This is a genomic window from Caulobacter sp. GW821-FHT10C03 (assembly GCF_059415485.1).
Map to the genome: position 1 here is coordinate 61,421 of NZ_JBWKNI010000007.1, position 18,712 is coordinate 80,132.

The 18,712-nt window shown below is 67.2% G+C and carries 26 protein-coding genes and 1 tRNA gene; 1 reads left to right on the plus strand and 26 read right to left on the minus strand.

Annotation, left to right across the window (positions count from 1 at the left end; all coding sequences use genetic code 11):
• Positions 1-22: 22 nt before the first annotated feature.
• Positions 23-979, minus strand: coding sequence for a LysM peptidoglycan-binding domain-containing protein (locus tag AC07NG_RS11150; protein ID WP_494594041.1), 957 nt, complete (start codon positions 977-979; stop codon positions 23-25).
• Positions 979-2,766: a phage tail tape measure protein gene (locus tag AC07NG_RS11155; RefSeq protein ID WP_494594043.1), complete on the minus strand. Its 1,788-nt coding sequence runs from the start codon at positions 2,764-2,766 to the stop codon at positions 979-981. The genes AC07NG_RS11150 and AC07NG_RS11155 overlap by 1 nt, the downstream gene beginning before the upstream one ends.
• Positions 2,767-2,810: 44 nt before the next feature.
• Here AC07NG_RS11155 and AC07NG_RS11160 point away from each other — a divergent pair, with 44 nt between their 5' ends.
• Entirely contained in the window at positions 2,811-3,098 is a 288-nt protein-coding gene (locus AC07NG_RS11160) for a hypothetical protein (RefSeq protein WP_494594044.1), read from the plus strand.
• Here the strand turns inward: AC07NG_RS11160 and AC07NG_RS11165 are convergent.
• The 24 genes from AC07NG_RS11165 to AC07NG_RS11280 all read right to left on the minus strand — a co-directional run bounded on the left by AC07NG_RS11165 (position 3,095) and on the right by AC07NG_RS11280 (position 18,477).
• Positions 3,095-3,577 carry a hypothetical protein gene (locus tag AC07NG_RS11165; RefSeq protein WP_494594046.1) on the minus strand — a complete coding sequence of 161 codons (483 nt, stop codon included), beginning with the start codon at positions 3,575-3,577 and terminating at the stop codon, positions 3,095-3,097. The genes AC07NG_RS11160 and AC07NG_RS11165 overlap by 4 nt on opposite strands.
• Positions 3,574-3,696: a hypothetical protein gene (locus AC07NG_RS11170; RefSeq protein ID WP_494594048.1), complete on the minus strand. Its 123-nt coding sequence runs from the start codon at positions 3,694-3,696 to the stop codon at positions 3,574-3,576. The genes AC07NG_RS11165 and AC07NG_RS11170 overlap by 4 nt, the downstream gene beginning before the upstream one ends.
• Positions 3,697-3,740: 44 nt before the next feature.
• Positions 3,741-4,139: a hypothetical protein gene (locus tag AC07NG_RS11175; protein WP_494594049.1), complete on the minus strand. Its 399-nt coding sequence runs from the start codon at positions 4,137-4,139 to the stop codon at positions 3,741-3,743.
• A gap of 1 nt (position 4,140) precedes the next feature.
• Positions 4,141-4,572: a hypothetical protein gene (locus AC07NG_RS11180; protein WP_494594051.1), complete on the minus strand. Its 432-nt coding sequence runs from the start codon at positions 4,570-4,572 to the stop codon at positions 4,141-4,143.
• Between the two features lie 21 nt (positions 4,573-4,593).
• On the minus strand, positions 4,594-6,099 hold the full coding sequence (locus AC07NG_RS11185) for a phage tail sheath protein (protein WP_494594053.1): 1,506 nt from the start codon (positions 6,097-6,099) through the stop codon (positions 4,594-4,596).
• A gap of 53 nt (positions 6,100-6,152) precedes the next feature.
• The gene (locus AC07NG_RS11190; protein WP_494594055.1) at positions 6,153-6,992 is read right to left on the minus strand and encodes a hypothetical protein; all 840 of its coding nucleotides are present in this window, start codon (positions 6,990-6,992) and stop codon (positions 6,153-6,155) included.
• Between the two features lie 3 nt (positions 6,993-6,995).
• Entirely contained in the window at positions 6,996-7,349 is a 354-nt protein-coding gene (locus tag AC07NG_RS11195; RefSeq protein WP_494594057.1) for a hypothetical protein, read from the minus strand.
• Positions 7,349-8,251, minus strand: a complete 903-nt coding sequence (locus AC07NG_RS11200) for a hypothetical protein (protein ID WP_494594059.1) — start codon at positions 8,249-8,251, stop codon at positions 7,349-7,351. The genes AC07NG_RS11195 and AC07NG_RS11200 overlap by 1 nt, the downstream gene beginning before the upstream one ends.
• On the minus strand, positions 8,251-8,499 hold the full coding sequence (locus AC07NG_RS11205) for a hypothetical protein (RefSeq protein ID WP_494594061.1): 249 nt from the start codon (positions 8,497-8,499) through the stop codon (positions 8,251-8,253). Before AC07NG_RS11205 ends, AC07NG_RS11200 begins: the two co-directional genes overlap by 1 nt.
• Before the next feature lie 73 nt (positions 8,500-8,572).
• Positions 8,573-9,571 (minus strand): hypothetical protein, encoded by a 999-nt coding sequence (locus AC07NG_RS11210; RefSeq protein ID WP_494594063.1) that lies wholly within the window; start codon positions 9,569-9,571, stop codon positions 8,573-8,575.
• Positions 9,572-9,614: 43 nt separating this feature from the next.
• On the minus strand, positions 9,615-11,018 hold the full coding sequence (locus tag AC07NG_RS11215; RefSeq protein WP_494594065.1) for a hypothetical protein: 1,404 nt from the start codon (positions 11,016-11,018) through the stop codon (positions 9,615-9,617).
• Complete coding sequence (locus tag AC07NG_RS11220; RefSeq protein WP_494594067.1) at positions 11,018-11,539, minus strand: hypothetical protein; 522 nt, start codon at positions 11,537-11,539, stop codon at positions 11,018-11,020. The genes AC07NG_RS11215 and AC07NG_RS11220 overlap by 1 nt, the downstream gene beginning before the upstream one ends.
• Before the next feature lie 75 nt (positions 11,540-11,614).
• Complete coding sequence (locus AC07NG_RS11225; RefSeq protein ID WP_494594069.1) at positions 11,615-11,914, minus strand: hypothetical protein; 300 nt, start codon at positions 11,912-11,914, stop codon at positions 11,615-11,617.
• A gap of 4 nt (positions 11,915-11,918) precedes the next feature.
• Positions 11,919-13,235 carry a phage portal protein gene (locus AC07NG_RS11230; protein ID WP_494594071.1) on the minus strand — a complete coding sequence of 439 codons (1,317 nt, stop codon included), beginning with the start codon at positions 13,233-13,235 and terminating at the stop codon, positions 11,919-11,921.
• A gap of 4 nt (positions 13,236-13,239) precedes the next feature.
• Entirely contained in the window at positions 13,240-14,559 is a 1,320-nt protein-coding gene (terL, locus tag AC07NG_RS11235; RefSeq protein ID WP_494594073.1) for a phage terminase large subunit, read from the minus strand.
• A 37-nt stretch (positions 14,560-14,596) separates the two neighbouring features.
• A complete protein-coding gene (locus AC07NG_RS11240; protein ID WP_494594075.1) occupies positions 14,597-15,067 on the minus strand; it encodes a DUF2280 domain-containing protein in 471 nt (156 codons plus the stop codon).
• A gap of 17 nt (positions 15,068-15,084) precedes the next feature.
• Positions 15,085-15,714: a putative metallopeptidase gene (locus AC07NG_RS11245; protein WP_494594077.1), complete on the minus strand. Its 630-nt coding sequence runs from the start codon at positions 15,712-15,714 to the stop codon at positions 15,085-15,087.
• A gap of 12 nt (positions 15,715-15,726) precedes the next feature.
• Entirely contained in the window at positions 15,727-15,903 is a 177-nt protein-coding gene (locus AC07NG_RS11250; RefSeq protein WP_492854809.1) for a hypothetical protein, read from the minus strand.
• A 2-nt stretch (positions 15,904-15,905) separates the two neighbouring features.
• On the minus strand, positions 15,906-16,091 hold the full coding sequence (locus AC07NG_RS11255; RefSeq protein ID WP_492854808.1) for a hypothetical protein: 186 nt from the start codon (positions 16,089-16,091) through the stop codon (positions 15,906-15,908).
• Positions 16,092-16,095: 4 nt separating this feature from the next.
• The gene (locus AC07NG_RS11260; RefSeq protein WP_492854807.1) at positions 16,096-16,641 is read right to left on the minus strand and encodes a hypothetical protein; all 546 of its coding nucleotides are present in this window, start codon (positions 16,639-16,641) and stop codon (positions 16,096-16,098) included.
• 98 nt (positions 16,642-16,739) lie between these two features.
• Positions 16,740-16,815: transfer RNA gene (locus tag AC07NG_RS11265), tRNA-Thr, on the minus strand.
• A 201-nt stretch (positions 16,816-17,016) separates the two neighbouring features.
• Positions 17,017-17,262, minus strand: a complete 246-nt coding sequence (locus tag AC07NG_RS11270; protein ID WP_494594080.1) for a hypothetical protein — start codon at positions 17,260-17,262, stop codon at positions 17,017-17,019.
• A gap of 138 nt (positions 17,263-17,400) precedes the next feature.
• A complete protein-coding gene (locus AC07NG_RS11275) occupies positions 17,401-17,571 on the minus strand; it encodes a hypothetical protein (RefSeq protein ID WP_494594082.1) in 171 nt (56 codons plus the stop codon).
• 90 nt (positions 17,572-17,661) lie between these two features.
• Positions 17,662-18,477 carry a hypothetical protein gene (locus AC07NG_RS11280; RefSeq protein ID WP_494594084.1) on the minus strand — a complete coding sequence of 272 codons (816 nt, stop codon included), beginning with the start codon at positions 18,475-18,477 and terminating at the stop codon, positions 17,662-17,664.
• Positions 18,478-18,712: the final 235 nt, after the last annotated feature.

The window sequence follows — 18,712 nt, forward strand, 5'->3', positions numbered from 1 at the left end:
TACTCCGAAAACGGCTGCCGCATCAAGCGGTCAGCACGCCTCCGGTGTCGTTCATCGTCGGCGGGACGCGGACCGTGTTCAAGCCCTCAAGGACGGGATCGAGCAAGTTGTTCGCCTTGGCGATCGTGGTCCAGCCCGACGGGTCGCCATAGGTCTCGCTGGCGATCCGGTAGAGCGAGCCACCGGCCTGCGTGACCAGCGACCCCGCCACTCCGTCGGCGGCGAGGTTCGTCCCCATTCGATCGAGCACCGAGCCAAGATTGTAGAGCAGCGGCGCTTGCGTAGCGGCCGCAAGCTGGCTCGTGAACCCCGCCACGACCTCCGAGACCGGATTGGAAGGCAATACGCCGCCCAGCGTCGAGACGTTGGCCATGGTGTTACCCACCGAGGCGATGAGGACATTGACACGCGCCTGCACGGCGGCGATCGGCTCCAGCACCGAGTTGATTGTCGCCTGGGTCGCGGTGGCGAAATCGGACACCTTCCTGACCGCGGTGTCGAGGGACGTGAGCAGCTTGCTCAGCTGGCTATCGCCGATCTCGTCGCCCAGGCCATTGGCCGTGTCCTGGTCCTCAAGCATCTGGTCGTCGAGGGAGGTCACCACAAGCTCAGTGACGGGCGCGGCCCGGTCCTCCACCACCTCGCAGGTGATCTGGTAGGGAAGCTGGTAGGCCCGCTCGAAGTTGGCGACGAACCGCCGGATGACGACGAGGAAGGAAAGCTCCGACCACGTCAGCAGCAGGGGCTTTCCAGCCTTACGCAGGCCGTCGAGGTATCGGGCGCGCTCAAGCGCCCCCTCGCCCTGGAACCGGCCGGACCACGACAGCGGCTCGGGCGCCTCGCCCATGGCGTCGACTACGCGCTTGCCGCCCACCAACTGGTGGACGACGAGAGCCTGCTCTCCGCCGAACGGAATGACCTCGGGGATTTCGAAGCGCTGGAACTCGAAGTCCCCGAGGGTGACGGTGGTGTCGGCCATCAGTAGGCATACCCAAAAAGACCGCCGCCGGCGCCCATGCCCGGATCCCAGCCGCTGCGGTTGCGATCAGCTTGGGCGTCCATTGAGGCGGCGCGCCGATCAAGCACGGCGCCAACTTTGTGGCCGTCGAGATAGACGTCTCCCCGCCCCCCAGCGCCGGCGGAGCCGTGACCCGGCACAGCGGGTGGCCGCTCAACGCCCAGCGGCTTGGACGCGGTCTCGCTGTAGGACTTCCACACGCCGCCAACGAACTTTCCAAGCGGGCTATCGGCGATCCACTTGAAGAAATTCCCGATAACCGTCTTCACGCCGTTGAAGAAGTTGGCGACCTTGTCCCAGTTCATGACGACGAAGGCGGTCGCCGCGCCGACGACGGCCGCGATTGCGGCCACCACGATACCCACGGTCCCGCCGGCCGCGACCGCGGCGAAGGCTGCGATGCCGACAGCGACCACGCCAAAGCCGATGAGGGCCGCGCCGATGATGACCGCCGCCTGGGCGAAGATCTTCAGCTTGCCGGGATTGGCCGTGGTCCACTTGGTGACCTTCTCGATGATCGGGATCAAGGTGTTGAGCCCCTTCACCGCGAGCGGCAGGACCGCCTCGCCAAGGCGCGCCTGCAGGTTCACGTACTTGGCATGCATATCGACGATCTTGCCGTTGAGCGTGCCGCCCGCCGCCTTGTAGGCCTGATCCACGCCGAGCGCCTTGCGCTGCGCATCCACAGAATGGTGGATGGCCGGCAGTTGGCGGTCGATCAGGGAGAACATGGCTCCGCCGGTGGAACCGAAGGTCATCGCGTTGCGGCGCGCGCGCTCGGTCTGAGACATGCCCGCATAGGTGGGCATGATGTATTTCTCGTAGAACGCCACAGGGTCGCGGGCGAACATCTCGCCGTCGCGCATCGGATTGCCGTTGAAGCGTTTGATCCCGCCCTGGCTGTTCCACTCGACCTTCGAACCGTCCCAGATGCCGTTCTTCACCAGATCGTGGGCGACTTGGTTGGGAATCTTGATGATCCCGTTGAGGCGATTGTAAGCGGTTCGCAGCGCGAAGCCGGCGGTGGAGCCCTTCAGCTCGCCAATCACCGGCTCCAGCTTGCCGAACAGGGCCTCATCGCTGAGCCCCTGGCCCGCCACGCCGGCGCGGGCCGAGAACTGGCGCAGCTGCTCCCAGTTGATGTTGCCGCCCGACGACTGGATGGCCTTGAACCCGGCGTTGGCGATGGCGTTGAACTTTTCCGGACTGTTGACCCCGCCGCGCATTTCGATGAAGCGCAACATGGCCATGGCCTGGGTGTCCTGGCGCGCCGCGCTCTCCGGATCCAGGGCGGTGCCAGCGAACGCGATCTTGGCCAGCATCGGCGCTGCCATCTTCGACCCACGCAGCGCGGCCGGGCCGTCGAGACCTGCCTCACGGAACACGCCTTGGGCCTCGGTCATGCGTCGCATGTTCTCGACGTAGGTTGAGCCGGCGATGTTCATCGACTTGGCGAACTCGGCCGCCTCACGGGTGCGCTCAGGGCCCAGGCCGAAGTTGCCGAACTTCGTGACCGCCATCTCTAGCTTGCGGGCCTCGTCCAGCGGGGCCTTGAACATGGTGATCAGCGCAATCCCCGCGCCGACGGCGACCACGCCGCCAATCGCCAGGCGCAGGCGTCCGAGGCCGCCCTGGAGATTGTTGACGTGGGTGTGGACGCCCATGAGGTCGCGCGCGATCACGCCGAGAACAGGGCTCACCCCGTTCGCCATCGCGATGTTGACGCCGATCCGGTAGACGTTGCTCACTGCAAAGCCTTTCTGCACCGCGACGGGTGCGCTACTTTCACCAGATGCCCCGCAGAACCGCTTTCGAGCGCGAAATCGCTGCTCTCCACGGCGAGCCAGCCGTCGAGGTGTTCGAAGACGACGCCGACTTCTATGAGGAGCGGCGCGCGCGGCGTTCTGGACGCCCAGCATTGGAAATCAGGTCGCTTGGCCGTCGCGAGCTCGCGATACGCTGGTGGCGCACCGCGCCGATCAAGCAGCGGGTCGCCAAAGCAGCCGGCCTCGTTGCCTGGGCCACCTTCGGCCTGCTTGTAGGCGCCGGCGTGGTCGTGGCCCTGGCGCCGCCCTTCTAGTAGATCGGCAGGCGCTTCTGGTGGACGTCTTCGCCCACCAGATCACCGATCACGCCGATCCCCAGCAGGTTGACGACCCGGTCCTCCATCCGCGCCGCGGCGCCGCCTAGGATCGAGCGGGGCGGCATGTTGGCCGTGCCGAGTTCCTGCCACTCCAGAACCTGCGAGTTCGACCCCACCTCGGCTTGGCGGCCAGGCGTGATGATCGTGTGCTCGATGCTGCGGCCCATGTCGCCACTACGCAGTTCCGGCTCGTTCTCCGGATAGCCCTGCGCCACCCGGTCGTTCTTGGTGAAGTTGGCCAGCTCTTGCCAAGCCTCGAACGGGCCGCTCTGGAGCTGGTAGGTCCCGAGGGAGTTGACCGCCTCGTCCTGGACCAGGCGGGCGGCGGCCTCCAGCCCCTCGACCTCTCGGGCCGTCATAGTTGCGCCCAGGGCGGTGAGATGGGACACGAAGCCCAGAATGGAAAAGTCGCTCATGTTCGCTCCTTCCACGCCCGGGCGTCGAAGTCCCACTCGTTGCCTTCGAACTGGCCCATGATGATGCAGTAGGCCAGGCGCTCGCCCTCATCGAGACTGAACGCGACGTCGTAGGGCACGCCGTTCTTTACAAGCCAGAGCGGCTCGACGAGATCGACGTGCCTTACCCGTTTTTTAGGGCCTCGTCGGCCTCGCCCTCGGTCTGCGGCGGCCCCCAGTGTGCGATGTAGGCGGCCTCGACCGCCTCCAAGCCCTCATCGTCGAGCAGTCCAACCAGGGCGCGCATCTCGGCCCACGAGTTGGGCCGCATGACAGGCTCGCCGTCGATCTCCAGCACCGAGAAGGCCATGGAGCACGGACCGATGACGGTCGGGTTGGACGCGCCGTCCGCGCCCAGGATCTTGCAGAGGTCCAGCTTGCCCAGGCCGGACAGCTTCTTGACCTTCAGCGAGCGCCCGAGGGCGTCGGTCACGACGACCACCTTGGCCGCCGCTTGGATGACGACCTGTGACGGGGTCGGCACCTCGTCGGTCATGACGGTGAGTTTGGGTTGAGCGCTCATGTCAGGCCACCTTCAGGCGTCGCGAGGCGGACCAGGCCACCTTCTGTTTCACGGTCGCGTCGCCGGTCTTCGCGCCGGCGTCGTCGTACTTCAGCACCACGTTGGTGTAGCGGTACTGGGAGACCGCGCCGGAGGGCTCGGTGATGGTCTCGGTGATGGTGATTGGCAGGCTGTTGAGTCCGGCGAAGTAGTTGGCCTCCAGCTGGGCGAAATAATCGTCCAGCTCGGGGCCCTGCCGTTCGAAATCGAGCGTGCCGCTCCAGCCGTCGGGCGTGACGACGTGATCGACGATCCCGTCTAGGCGCTTGATCTTCTGGTCGTTGTACTCGGCCTTGGCGCTGAAACCGGTCTTGACCTTCCAGCGCACCACGCCCGAGGAGGTGGTGATGTCGGTCGAGACGTCCTTGCCGACCGTGTAGCCGTTCACGGGCATTTGGATCTCCGAATGTCGGGGTTAGGCCGCGGCGGCCGATTGGATGACGACCGAGGCTCCGCCGGTCAGATCGACCACGAAGAACTCGATGACGTCGTAGTAGCGGACCATCACCACGGCCTTCTGAGTGCCGGTGCCGGGCGCTCCCGACGAGATGGTCACGCTGTAGGGGACCGAGCCGTCGGCGCTGCCGATCTGGCCCGCTTCCCACATCGTCTGGAGGAAGCCGCCGATCGTGTTCTGGGCCTCGCGCATTTCGTCGGGCGTCAGCAGTTGGCCGACGAACTTGCCGGCGCCGGCGTTGAGCGTGACGGCGATGTAGTCGGTCAGGGTCGTGTAGCTGTCCTGGCGGCGCGGCGCGTCCGAGCAGGTGTTGCGACCGAAGCGGAAACCGAAGAACGAACCACCCGGGCACGGGTTGGTGATGACGTCCACGCGGGCCGCGGCCAGCGCGGTCAGGTCGGCCGTGGAATACAGCTGATTGGCGTAAGATCGCTGCGTTCCCACCACACCGAGCAGTTGCTTGTTCAGGGCCGATTGGTGCGGACCGATCGAGGCTTTCAGCCCACAGTAGAAGGCCTGCGGCGAGACCAGCCTGGTAATCCCGTTGACGGTGTCGGTCCACCACACCCAGTCGCCGAAGCAGACCTTCAGCCACGGACTGTCGCTGGTCTGGGTGCTGGCGATGTTGGCCAGGGTGTCGCTCGCCGGGCTGACGCCGACGGCCTGCATCTGCTCGGACAGGCCGAAGGCCAGTTGAGTGGACCAGCTGGCAGCCGTGTCGCAGTCGGCGAGCATGAACAGGGCGCAGCCAGTGCCGCGCAGGGCGTACATGCCGGTGCGCGGCGCGGTGTCGACACCCAGAAGCACTGACGAGGTGATCGTGGTGGCGCCGTCGGTTCCGCCGGCCAGGGTCAGGGTGGCGCTCACCGGAGTCGCGGTGCCGGCGCCTGCCGTCGCGGTGACGAGGTTCGAGGCCGGCCGGGTGGCCGAAACCCCGTTGTTGATGGCGTTGGCGATGGCGACCCAGATGCCGTTGCCCGTCGCGCCGGCGGCGAGGTTGTCGAAGGTCTCGGGCAGGATACCCGGAAGGGCCAGCGAGACCTTGTAGGTGCCAGCCGCCGTGCCGGGGCCGATCGAGGCCTGGAGGCTGTTGCCCCGCGAGCCGGTGTACTTGGCGTTCAGCGTCAGGCAGGTGGACTGCACCGCGACGGTGGCAGCCACGTCCGTCCCGTCTGTCACGCGGACCAAGCGGTAGTTGTTGGCACCCTGCATCTGGGCGATCGCGACCGCGGTGTTGAGGTCGTACTTCCGGTTTTGGACCGGGCCGAAGGCCACGGTCGCGTCCGGCAGGTTGCCGACGATGGTCGGGCTGTTCTTCGGACCCCAGTTGGCGGTGCCCACGATGCCGATCACGTCGGCCGGCACGCCATTCAGGGCCACCGACGGCGGCGGTTGGACGTTGATATAGAGATCCGGAACCGTCAGCGCAGACAGGTTCACGTTCCCCTGGGTGGAGATGGTCATTCAGGCCTCCAGGCAGGTGCTTCCGCCCAGCGGCGGCGCTTTTGGCGGGGGTTTCAGGCGGTGAGGTGCAGGGTCTCGCCGGGCGTCACCAGGTCGAATGACCGCAACAGCTCCAGTTGGGAGACGACGATCTCTTCGAAGGTCTGGACGCGCGTGGTGGCGTACTCGACCGAGTAGTTCAGATCGCGCCGGAATAGGCCCTGGCGCTGGTCGAAATCGTTGTCTTCCGACGACTGGTAGGTCAGGCGGCCGATCGAGCCGTCCGCGAGAGCGAGGCGCGGCGTATCGGACAGTACCGGGTCGATCGCCTTCGCGATGGCAACCCGTAGCGCGTTCGTCGGCGCCCAGATCACGATCTGGAACGACTTCTCCTGATTGCGGACCACCTTCATGGCCTGGCCAACCACTCCGACCCGCGCAGCGCCGATGCGCGCGGTCGCTGGCAGGGTGATGACGGCGCCAGCGACGGTCGCGCCCGTGATGAGCGCCGCGAGACTGGCGGCGACCTGGGCCGCGGTACGGCCGGCGGTGGCCTGATAGGCGACGGCCTCGCCGTTGACGATCAGGACAATGTTCTGCGGCACGTAGGGGTTTGGCGCCGCCCCGCCGACGGTGACGGCTTGGCCCGCGACGGTCAGGGTGTAAGTGGCGGCGTTGCGACCGACCTCGCGCCATCCCGTTTCGTGACGGGTGGTGTTGCGGTCGCCTTTCCGGGGGTAGATCGAGACGTGGCTTTTGCCGGCCAGCTTGTCCCGGTCCAGCGTCTGCGGGTCGGGCCAGCCGGCATAGACCACGACCGCGGAGCCGACGACCGATGGCGGCGCGCCTGTCGGGTAGAGGGTGCTCGCGATGAGGTCGCGCAGAGCGTTCTCAACGTCGGACAGGTCGGCCATGCGTCAGGCCTCCAGCTTCATGCAGCGCAGCCGGTGACCCATGCTGTCCCAGTAGGGGGCGCTGACTTGATAAACCTCGCCGAGGTCGTCGGTGACGATGTCCCGGGCCTTGACGAGGCCGCGCGCGGCGGCGCGGCGCGGGATGAAGATGTCCCAGTAAGGCGCGGTCCCATCGCCGGGCAGTCCGACCGGGCTCTTCTGGCCCTCACGGCGAAGTTGGATGCTCGCCGGCAACTCGTTGCCTCCGGAGACGGGCGCCGCCATAGCCGGCGTCTGGCCGCCGTATCCGATCGCCCCCTCCCCCTCCTGGGGCGCGGGGCGCGTGATGGTGATGGTTCGAGGATAGAGGAACGACATCAGCCGAACGCGTGGGCTCGATAGGGCTCAAGGGCGGCGCGGCTGGCGGCGTCGAGGAGGTCGTCGGCGAACCGCTCCACCTTCGTCCCGCCGGCCTGATAGATCTTGATGTTGCCGGTCATCTCAGGCGCATCAAGGATCGCAGCGGCGGCGGCAGCGGTGGCGCTGAGGATGGCGGGCGGCAGGTTCGCCTGGGACCATCCGGCGACGTAGCGCAGCCGGACCTCGGTGAAGGACGCGCCGTAGACGCCGGCCGGGATCCACACCTCACCGGTCGCGTCACTGACGCTGGCCTGGTGGACGTCGAAACCGATCCACGACGGCGGGCCGCCCATGAACTGCAGGCTGGTAATCAGGCCGTAGTCCGCCGGGATGCCGAGCGCTTGGTCCGTGCGGCGTCCGAACCCATAGCGCCCTCTTCCAGAGAGCAACCGAACGGCCGGGCCGCGCGTGATGCGCATGATCGGGCGCTTCGACGGAAGATGACGCTCCTCCAGCAGAACAAGCCCAGCCTCCAACGACGCGCCGGCGTCGTGATCGAAGGCCGACGGCTCGAAGGTGATGGAGGTTTCGGTGACGCCCGAAACGACGAGCGCCTCCACCCGGTCGGCGTCGTCCCGATCGACCACGAAGACCTCGCCGAGCAGATCCTGGCTCGCCACCCAGCGAGGAGCGGTGACGGTAGCGGCCTGGCCGGCCACGATCGCGTGGCTCAACGCGAGGGCGCGGTTCGGCGTCTGGCCGGCCATGTAGCAGGGCGCGCCGGCCGCGTCGGGCGCCCACACCACCCCCTCGGGTCGGCGAAGATAGGCGTTCACCAGCGCCGTGGCCGCATCAAGCATCGGCTGGGTCGCCCCGGCGAGCCCCCACTCCGCAGCGTCGGCGAGCGCGATGTAGTTCATCAGGCGGCGATCAACTGCGGCTTGGCCGGCAGGATCAGCGGCGAGCGGAACGCCATCTCGTGCTTGACCATGTAACGGCCCAGATTGCCCGGGACCTCGGCTTTGCCGTTGACGAAGTGGACGTTGAAAGCGATCGGCGAGCCGTCTTCGCGGAACCAGTCGCTCGGGCACTCGGCCGGCTCGTGGCCGCCCGGGCAGACCATCATGTCGAAGACGCCTTGGCGCGGGCCTTGCTGGTAGATCTTCATCGGAACCTTCCGAAACGCAGAAGGGCGGCCCGAAGACCGCCCTTCTGAGGGTTCAGCGCTGTGTGGCTGAGGCTTAGCCGACGGCGACGGTCGGGCGCGTGACGGCCACGACGGCGTGGGCGTAGCTAGCGCCCTTGGCGATCACGTTGTTGAACCACACCGCGACGAACTGCTTCTGCAGCCCGGCCAGCAGGCCCAGTTGGAACAGCTGCGGGTTCTTGTCGCCGTTCGGATTGACGTAGCCCATCTCGATCCACGGCTCGGTCAAGATGACCGCGAAGTAGTTCGAGTTGCCCGAACCGGGGGCGGTGAAGCCGTAGCTGTTGTCCGTGGCCGGCGCGATGAACGGGTCGGCGATCAGCGGCAGGGTGCCGGCCTGGGTTTCGATGGCGCGGACGGTCACGCCGGCCACGACCACCTTGCCCAGGTCGATGCTGGCCGCCTTGGCTTCACGGTCGATCATGTCGCCCAGCAGCGGGGTGATGTAGATCGCCGTCGGGCGGGGGGCGTAGGTCGTGTTCGACATCATCGCCGCGACCTTGGTCTTCAGGCCGTCGATGATCGAGGCGCCCAGGGCGATCTGGTACTGGTTGGTGATCTGCCGCAGGAGGCCGACATACTGCAGGGTGGTCGGGGTGGTCAGCGACGTGTCGGTGCCAGTCCAGACGGCGGCGGCGGCCGTCAGGATACAGGCGTTGGTGATGTCGTTGACGTCCTTGGCCTCGACGTAGGCGAACTTGCCCTGCTGCTGCGTGACCTGGGTGTCGAACAGACCGAAGTTCGACTGGGCGCTGATCGCCTTCAGGGCCGCCGAGCGCTCGACGCGGGTCGGGCCGCCTGCGGTCGGGTTGATGTTCTGCTTGTCGGTGAAGCCGCCGGTCACGATGGCGGTCTGCTCGAAGTAGCGGTGCGGCGAACCGTCGGCGGGGACGTGGTCGAACCGGTCGATGGCCACGCTGCCGCGGCGCACGATGTCGGCGATCTCGCTCTCGTACAGGTTCACGTGGATGGCGCCGTTGCCGAGATAGTCGGCCGCAGCGTTCATCGAGTCGAATTTGGCCGTGGCCGTCATCGGGGGATGTCCTCTCGGGGTCAGGGTTGCGAGCGGCGGCCGATTAGGCGGCGGCCAGGGCGCCGTTGCGATCCAGCTCGTTCTTGAGCTGCATGCGCTGGACGGTGGTCAGGTTGGATTTGGCCAGGGCGGCGTCGACCGCACCGAGCGTCAGCTTTCCGCCGTCGGGAACGGTCAGGTCGGCCTTGGCCATCAGGGCGGCGATCTGCGGCGAGTGCGTCTTGCGCTCGGGCTGCTTTTCCTTGTCGGCGGCGGCCTTCAGGTCGGCGATCTGGGTTTCCAGGGCGGCGATCTTGTCGGCGCTGGCCTTATCGGCCTTGGCCTTCTCGTCGGCTTCGGCGGCGGCGGCGATGTCGGCCAGGCGCTTGGTCTCGGCGTCGGCCTGGGCTTGGACCGCGGTCAGGACGGCGGCTTGGCCGTCGACCACGGGCTTGAGGGCCAGCGCCAGGGCGGCGGCCAGTTCTTCGGCGGTCATGTTGAGGTCTCCATCCGCTGATGCAGCCAGCGAGGTGTTTTGGTAGGCGGCCTTGTCCTTGCGGAGGATGGCGGCGCCGGTGAACACGCACTGGGTGATCCCCCAGCAGCCGCCCTCGTCGTTGGCGTAGATGTCCGCGAGTTCGTAGGAGAACCCGAGGACGTCCTTCTTGGCCTTGATGCTGGCGGCAGCGGCGGGATAGTCGCGTGCGTAGATGAAGCCATCGACATGGATGGCCCCGTCCTCGACGGTCGCGGCCGTGATCACCCCGATTTTCGCGGTGACGTCGTGGCCGTCGAAGTCTTCGGTGAAGTTGACCCCCATCCCCAGCAGGGAGGGCAGCGCGGCCTTGGCGGCGGCGGTCTTGAGGATCACCTTCTTGCCCTTGGAGCCGTGCGGGGCGCGGTCCGAGGGCACATCGAGTTGCGTCAGCACGCCCGAGAAGGGCATGCGGTTAGGGTGGTTGGCCACGGCCGGCATGTTGAGCGCCATGGCGCTGATGCCGTCCAGGTGCATGGCCGAAGCGAGCATGGCGTTCTCCTCGACCCAGTTGTCGTTCAGGGGTTCGTGCACCTCAGGCCCGAAGACGAGGTCGCCGGTGAAGGGCGAGACGCTGTCGAGGCCGCCGGACGGCTCGCCGCAGTAGGCGATGGTCAGGTGCGGCATGTAGCTTTCGAAGTCCCAGACGGCGCCGGCGGCGATGGCCTCGCTCCAGCGGGCGGTGAAAGCCGCAGACTGGAAGCGCAGGACGATCGCGCCCTTGTCGCCCAGGGGGACGATGTCGCGGTCGTCGCCGGAGACGAGGACCTCGCCGCCGTCTGGCGTCAGGTCGAAGTCGGCTTTGCTGTGCGCGATGGTGGTGTGCAGCTTGTCGGCCGGCGTGATGTTCACGAAGCCTTGGCCGCGCGCCCACTCGATCACCGCCGCCGCGCACTCCGGGGTCAGGTAGCGGGCGACGTAGCGGCCAGCCATCAGACGCCCAGGCGCTCGGCGAGCATCGTCAGGACGTAGCGGATCAGCCCCTTGTCGCCACCGGTCAGGCGCCGGATCTGGCCGACGTATTCCTCGGTATGGACGTCCAGTTGCTCGAGGTGGCCGGGCGCGGAGATCACGTGGCCGTCCAGCGCGTCCAGGCCGCGCAGGCTGTCGACGAAACAGGCGTGCGACACCGGCCCCTCGACACCCTCCGCTTCGGGCAGCTGCACCAAGACGGCGGCAGCCTCATCGTCTTCCAGCAGGCGAACCTCGGTGACTTGGCCGTCTTCCACCGCGACCTCGGCCACGACGGTTTGGTCGCCGCCGGGCGCGGCCGGGTCCAGGCCGATCGTGACCGCGCCCGCTTCGACCGGCGGCAGCGTGGCCGCCATGGCGGCGCGATCCTCGGCGGACATGGCCTCCACCTCTTCCGCCGACAGGCCAGCGGCCACCAGCAGAGCGATGTTGGGATCCACGGCAGTTTCGGCCGTCTCGACCACTTCAGCGGTGTCGGTCATGGGCTTTTCCTGGGCTTTTCGACGGGCCATTGGCGGGGCCTCAGAAGGTTTCGGTGGAGCGCATGGGCGCGGCTCCTAGGCGGTGATGCGGATATCGACCGTGCCAGCGGCCAGGGTGCTGGCTGCCAGGCGCGGCGCGATGTTCACGGTGAAGCCGGCCTGGGTCTTGGCGCTGATCCAGACCGTGGCGTCCTGGCTCGGGGTGCCCTGGACGTTGTAGGCGGCGGGGAGCGCGCCGACGAAGGCGGCCGTGACCGCCGCGCCAGCGCTGCCGCCGGCGGCGTGGCTCACGGAGAAGTGGCCGGTGAACAGCCGATCCTCTTGCGCCAGCGTGGTGCCGGTCAGGATGGAGACGGTGTGCAGGGTGCGGGACATCGGGTCAGTCCTTCGTCTTGGCGACGGGCTTGGCCGGCGCGCCTTTCTGGGGTTGGTCCTTGGCCGCCTGCTCTGCCCTTGTCTGGGCGATGAGCGCGTCGGCCTCGATCTTGGTCAGGTCCCCGAACTGGCCGGGCAGCGGGGCCATGCCCTTGCGCTTGCGGTACTCGTTCGGGGTGACGGCGTTGTTCTCGTAGTCGCGGGCGTAGTTCTCGCTGAGCGGGCCCTCCTCCTCGGCGTCAATGGCCGGGAAGCGGAAGCACAGTTGGCTGAAGCCCAGGCGGCCCTGGATGATCTCGCGGCTGATGGACGAGGCGTAGAGGGTCGCCCACGGGACGATCGCCTGGTCCCAGTCGCGGGACTCGGCCGTCTCGCCGTTGCCCACCTTCACGTCGCGTTCGATGTTCAGGTTCTGAGGCGAGAGGTCGAACGAGGCTGCGATGGTGCGGATCAGGTACTCTTGGAACAGCGGGTGAAGGGCGTCGTCGCCCTCGGGGAAGAGGCGGTGAACCTTGGCGCCCTTGCCCGAGATGATGGGCTGGGTGCCCTGCCCTTCAATTTCGTTGATCCAGTAGGATCGGAACGCCGTGATCTGCTCCGGTGTCGCGCCCTCCCCCATGTCCAGGATCGACGAGGGCTTGGCGTTGGTCGCGACGTTGGCGGCGAACTCGTCCAGGCCCAGTTGGCGGGCGATGGTGGTGAACGCCACCTCCAGCGGCCCCAGGCCGAACGGCGTGGAGGTTCGCGGGTTCGGGCGGATGTAGACCAACTCGTCGTTGCGCAGGTCGATCCCGTTCACGCCGACGCCGTTGTAGGCGCCATAGCCAGAGGTCTGGCAGTACCGGGCCTCGTTAGGCTCGCCCGTCCAGCCGACGTGAACCTGGATGGCCAGGCCGTCAGTCGGGAAGAGCCAGATCCGGTCCGCGCCGGGCTGCATCTCGATCGCGCCGGCGCCGCAGAGCATATCCTCGACGACCTGCTCGGTCATGGACCGGAAGCTGTCGTCATTGTTCGGGTTGGCCAGCGAGGCCTTCACGACGGCGATTTGGCGCTCAAGCTCGCTGTTGAGTTCCACGCCCGGGATCGGCACCACTTCCCATTCCAGGCGCGCGATCGGGTTCTTGATCGCATTGATGGCCCGGCGGGCGTACGGCGTCTCGGAGAAGGCCCGCAGGTTGCGCGGCGTCGGCTTGTAGACCGGGCGCTTCGATCCTCGGCTGTTGGGCCAGAGCCAGAGCGGGAACGGCAGGGTGTCGCGGCGCGGCGCTTTCGGCCGGCGGCCCAGGCGCAGCGTCTTGGTCAGGATGTCCTTGAAGGCCATGCGGTCAGCCGAACGCGAACTGGTGCGAGCCGTCGGGGATCACGAGCATGCTGAAAGCCCCGCTGCAGGCGTCCGCGTCGTCGTCGTGCGCGGCTTCCGGGAAGCCCTCCAGGGCGGCCAGGAAGTCCTCGCGGAACGCAGAGCGGAGGATTTTGACGTTGCCGGCCGCCGCCTGGGCGGAAAACGGGCCGAACCGAATGTGTTTCTCGCCGCTCTCGCGCGCGGACTTGGTGACGTAGCCCTGCAGTTCGAGCGTCAGGTAGTTGACGACCGACTTGCCGGCCGCGCCGGGGTCTTGCGGAAAGCCAATCGTCACGCCGTAACCGTCGGCGGAGGCGGTGTTCTTGATCGTCTGGTCGCGCTTCAGCGGCGCCTCGCGGAGCCGGATTACGTCCATAATGTAGAGGTACCCGAGTTGGTCCCGGGCCATCTTGACCCCGATGGTCCAGTCCGGGTCGTTGCCCTCGGTCTTCTTGGTTGACGCCAAGTCCCAGTAGCGAACGACCTCGCAGGCGGCGGGGACCGCGTCCACCACTTCGCACCAGCCGCGCTGGAAGTACATGCCGGCCGCCGGCCGGATCTTCCAGTTGCCGCCCAGCAGGCGTTCGCGCTCGACCGTCGGCAGCGCCATGAGGTTGGCGGCATAGCCTGGGTCGGCGCTCATCAGCGCCTTGTTGTCCGTCAGCTTGGCGGCAATGAAGGTCACCGACTTGGGCGGGATGGGTTGCCCGGTCGGATCCTTGTGCTCGGCCAGTTCCGCTGGGCTGTCGGCCCAGACAATCTTGTCGCCGATCCGCACGAACCAGCGCAGGACGCCGGCGCGCTCCGGGATCGGATAGCCGGTGTCCTGGTTGATCCACCAGGCGATGAACTCGGCGACCCAACTGTCAGCGTCCGGGTTGCACGTCGCTCGGATGTAGGGACGAACCCCGCAGGTCGACCGGTTCCGGCTGACCATGTACCAGAACTGCTTAGCGCTGAAGTGCGTCAGCTCGTCGAAGCCGATCAGCGGCATCTGCGAGCCCTGGTAGTTCAGGACCGTCTTGTCGTGCTCGAGGTGGGCGAAGGCGACCGACGAGCCGGCCGGGAAGCGCCACCAGAGGTCGCCCTCCTTCGGATCACCACCCACGGCGGGATAGAGCTTGGCGCTCTCGTCCCACAGGGCGCCCTCGTTGCGGATCTGCGGCGTGGTGCGCCGGAAGATGACCGCCCCGAAGTTGGGATTGCCCATATGCCGGAGAGGCTCCAGCAGCAGGGCGAAGGATTTGCCGCCGCCCGCCGCGCCGCCATAGATGGCGATGTCGGCCGGCGTCGCGAGGAACATCTCTTGCGGACCAGGCTGAGGCCCGATCGGCTTACGGTCAGTCTCGCCCATTCGAGGGCAGCTGATAGATGGCGATTGGCGGTGCGGTCGGAAGCGGTTCGCCGTCCTTGCCCGTCACCTCGCGCTTGTTGGTGAAGGCGTTGCCGGTTTCCTTGGCGGCCTGCTCCAGAAGCTGGGCGGCGAGCTGGATTTGCCCTCGCCCCTCGGCCAACTCAGCCATGCGCTGGAGGGCCCGCAGGCGGACGGCGCGGTGACTGATCGCGATCTTGCCGAAGTCTTCCAGGAACGACGTGCGCGTCGCCTCGAAGAGCGCCTTCCACTTCTCCGAAAGCTTCGCCCCCGCCCGCTTAGTCGGGTCATAGGCCTCGATAGCCTGGGGCGTGATGGTGACGCCGAATTCCTTCCTGACCGCCGCCGCGACGACACCGGGCGCGTCAAACATGGCCAGGGCTTGCACGACAAAGGCGCGCGAGACGTCGTTCAGCTTCGGTTCGCCGCGAGATGCCATCAGGTTGTCCTCAGGTCTCAGGCGGCGCGCAACTGGCAGGTCCCGCAGGACTGGGCGATGTGGACGCTGGTGATCTCGGGCCGCGTGTTGGCGGCCTTCACCAGTTCTCTGACATCGGGGCTTGTGGCGCCGTAGCGACGGACCACGCCGATGAATTCCTCGACGTCATGGCCCCTCATGGCGAACTTGGGCCGGCCGTCACGGGTGAACTTCGGCAGGCCGTAACCGTCGCGCTCTTGGCCAGCGTGATAGAGCTCGTGCTCCACTAGAGCGCAGAACTCGGCGTCGCTGGCCTGGGCGCAGTAGTTGGCGTCGAGGGTGATCAGGAAGTCTGGGATCTCTCCGAACCATCCCAGCAGCTGAAGCTCGGCCCGGACCTTGGGCCACTTGCCCATCGTGGCGCGCGGCTGGCCTAGTTCGCACTGGCCGAGCGTGACGCGCATCTGTCGGGTGTTGGGGACCGTGGTCCAGAGGAACCGCACCGTGGCGTGCCTCAGGTGGACGTGGTCCGGATTGAAGAGCTTGCTGGACTCATCGAGGAAGGTCTCGGCGATCCAGTCCGGCAGGTCAGAGGCCGGAACGAAGGTGTGGACGTGCGGGTCCGCCAGGATCTCGGCGGGCGGCATGGGTCGTGCGGGGGCCGGCATACCTGGGCCTCCTCAGGCTTTCTCCCCTTCCGCTGGCCATTGCCTCAGCGCCGCACACAGGGTCGGGGTGGAAACGGGTTGGCGCTCGCCGATCGGGCGGCGCGGGTGGTGGGTCAGAAGCCCGATCAGCGGAATGACGACGGCATAGGCGGCCAGCAGCGCCATACAGAGCGCGGCGCCGGTGCTCATCGTCAGATCCTGGCCCGGCCGCGCGACAGGTGGCGCTCGGGCTTGATGCGGTCGTGGTACTGGGCGAGGCGCGGCTCGCGGCGGACGGCGTCGTACTGGTCGCGCGGCAGGCGCAGCGGGCGGGCCTTGGTGAAGTTGCCCATCATCTGGGCGAAGTCAGCTTCGGCCTGACGGACGTCTTCGCTCATGGCGTCAGGCCGCCTTGCTGAAGCTGACGAAGAACGGGGCGACGTAGAAGCCGCCCGGCTCGGCGAAGGTCAGAGCGCGCGCGTTGATTAGGTCGACGAAGCGGCGCTTCTGCTCCTCGCTGAGGTGCTCAAAGTAGAACTTCTGCTGATTGGTCGCGGACTGCTGGCCGATCATGATGCACTCGCCACGCTGGATGGCGCGCTCGGCGCCGCCGGCGCTCCACGTCTTGGCGATCAGGTCGCGATGCTCCTCGGCCGCCCGGATCCAAGCCCCGCCCGGCTCGGTGTTGCCCATGCCTACCACGACCGGCTCACCCTCGTCGGCGCGCGGCAGGTCGATGTAGACCTTGTAACTCTTGTCGGTCGGGACAAGCCGCGCGCCAGACTCAGCGGCTGCCATGAAGGCGTCGGGATGCAGGCTGCCGCAGTAGGAGCAGGTCTCCTTGCCGTGGCCGTCACGGGTGTGAACGTCCCAAGTCGCGACGTGCTCGCGCTGGACCGGGAAGACGGCGTGGCGCTGCTGCGGGCAGATCGGGGCGGCCTCGGCCATCGGGATATCCTCGAAGGGGTTCGCCCGCTCACGACCGGTTACGCGTCCCTGGCTATGCAGGTTCGTGGTGCGGACGGACCGTCGGGCGGGCGAATGGGTGGTGCCGTCGAGAGGACTCGAACCTCTGGCCCCCTGCTTACGAGACAGGCGCTCTACCATCTGAGCTACGGCGGCGAATGGGCCGCCCCGCCGACCGCTAGGCCGACGAGGCTTGGAGTCCGCTGGGGATGTGGGTCGCGATGCTCAGTGATCGTGACCAGCGGCGCAGTCGGGGGAGTAACCCCAAACGAAAAACGCCCCAGCCTCGCGGCTGGAGCGTCCTTGGCGCAGAGCGCCGTGTTAACGAGAACGTATCATGAAAACGGCTGAGGTCAATCAGCCCTGCTTGCGAATTCCTTCAATGCCATCGGGCGGCAAAGCTCCACCCAGCATCATAGCGACGGCGACTGACATCGGCCCACTGATCCGCGTCGCGCCGCGCTCGTAGTCGCGAATGCTCTCGCCGGGGTCCCGCCCGCCCAGACGAAGGGCGCGGCCCATCTCGCTCATCAAGAGCGGGCGCCCCAAGCCCCATTTCTCGCCGAGCGAGGCGCGGGCGGCTTTCAGTTCATCTCCAGTCATGGCCCTTCTTTCAAACAGAACGAGGGCCGGCACAAGCCGACCCTCGCCCAAACCGAGCACCACGCGGGCGTGGCCCTTGGTAGGGCCGGCCTACTTTCCTACGGGCTTCAACCGTGCGGCTCGGAATTTCGTTACCCTTCAGACTTGGTCCGACCAGATCGCCTTCGTCGTGCAGCAGATGGCGCCGTAGGCGATGTCGGCCCGATCGGCCGCCTTGGTGGCGGCGGCGCGGGTCTTGTAGCTGGTCGTCTTCCCCGTCCGGCGGTTGGTGACGTCGTAGCGGACGATGGTGGGGTTGGCGCTGGTCATCTGCTTGTCCTCGCTGGTGGGGCGGTGCCCCGTTCGGTGAGGACTATAATACGGATGATATCCGTATCGTCAACCGGTTATCCGCACCGATCATGATTTTTCTACGGATATGCTCCGCATCTGACGCCGGGCGGCACGCTCAGCTCTGACGCTCATGGTCGCGGCCTGCAGTCCATCACGCAGCCCAGCCCGAACCTTGGGGAACCCCCGGCGCAACACCGTCGCCGCCTCCCGCGCCCGCATGTCCTGGCCGCACACACGGTCGAGCACCTCGATTTCCAGCTTGGAGAGGCCGCGCCGCATCGTGGCGAGCGTCTTGCCCGCATCGACAAGGGCGGTTTGCCAGCCGTCGCCATCTCCGGCGCCGCTGCGCTCGCGGTCCGGCGTGGTGAGGCCTGACGTCTTCACGTAGGCGGATCGGTAGGCCTGGGCAGTGCCGTGGAGATCGGCGGCCGTCAGCTTCACGCCATCGGCCGGCGCGAGGTAGCCAGCGTCATAGGCCTGCTCCAGTCCGCCACGGGTCAGGATGCGGATGCCGCGCTTTCCTCGCTCCACGACCTCTCCCCGGGCCTCGGCCAGCGCGACCGTTTCGTCATTGGCGGCCTGGACCCAGGTGGAAGCCGAGGACTCGTCCATCAACTCCTTGGCGCGCAACTCGCAGCGGCGGGCCTCGTCCTCGTGTTCCTTGATCGCCTTCTGGATCTTGCGGGAGGGGTTGGGGTTGGCGATCCGCAGGCTGTCAGCCTTCAGGCGGGCGGCGCGGACCTTGCGGTGCATGTCGAAGACAGCCTGAGGCGGCGAGCCAGTCTTCGGCGTCAGGGCGCTGGCGCGGTCCAGCTCAGCGCGCTTGGCTTGGCGGCGGGCGCGAAGGTGCTCTTCGGGAAGCGAGGGGCAGCGGGTGGTCATGAAGGGCCTCGGCAAAGGCCGGGGCGCCCGACGCACCCCGTCAGGCTTGAACGATTACCAAACCCGCCGCCAGCGACCTAGCAGTTGTGCCTACCCAAGACATCGGCGCAGCATGTGGTGTTGTTTTGCGAAGGCCGCCAACTTTCGCTGGCGGCCCGATTGATCGGCCACGCGGGAATCGAACCCGTTCGGAGCGGTCCCGTTGCTCGCTCCTGGTGTACCCAGACCTCTCAGC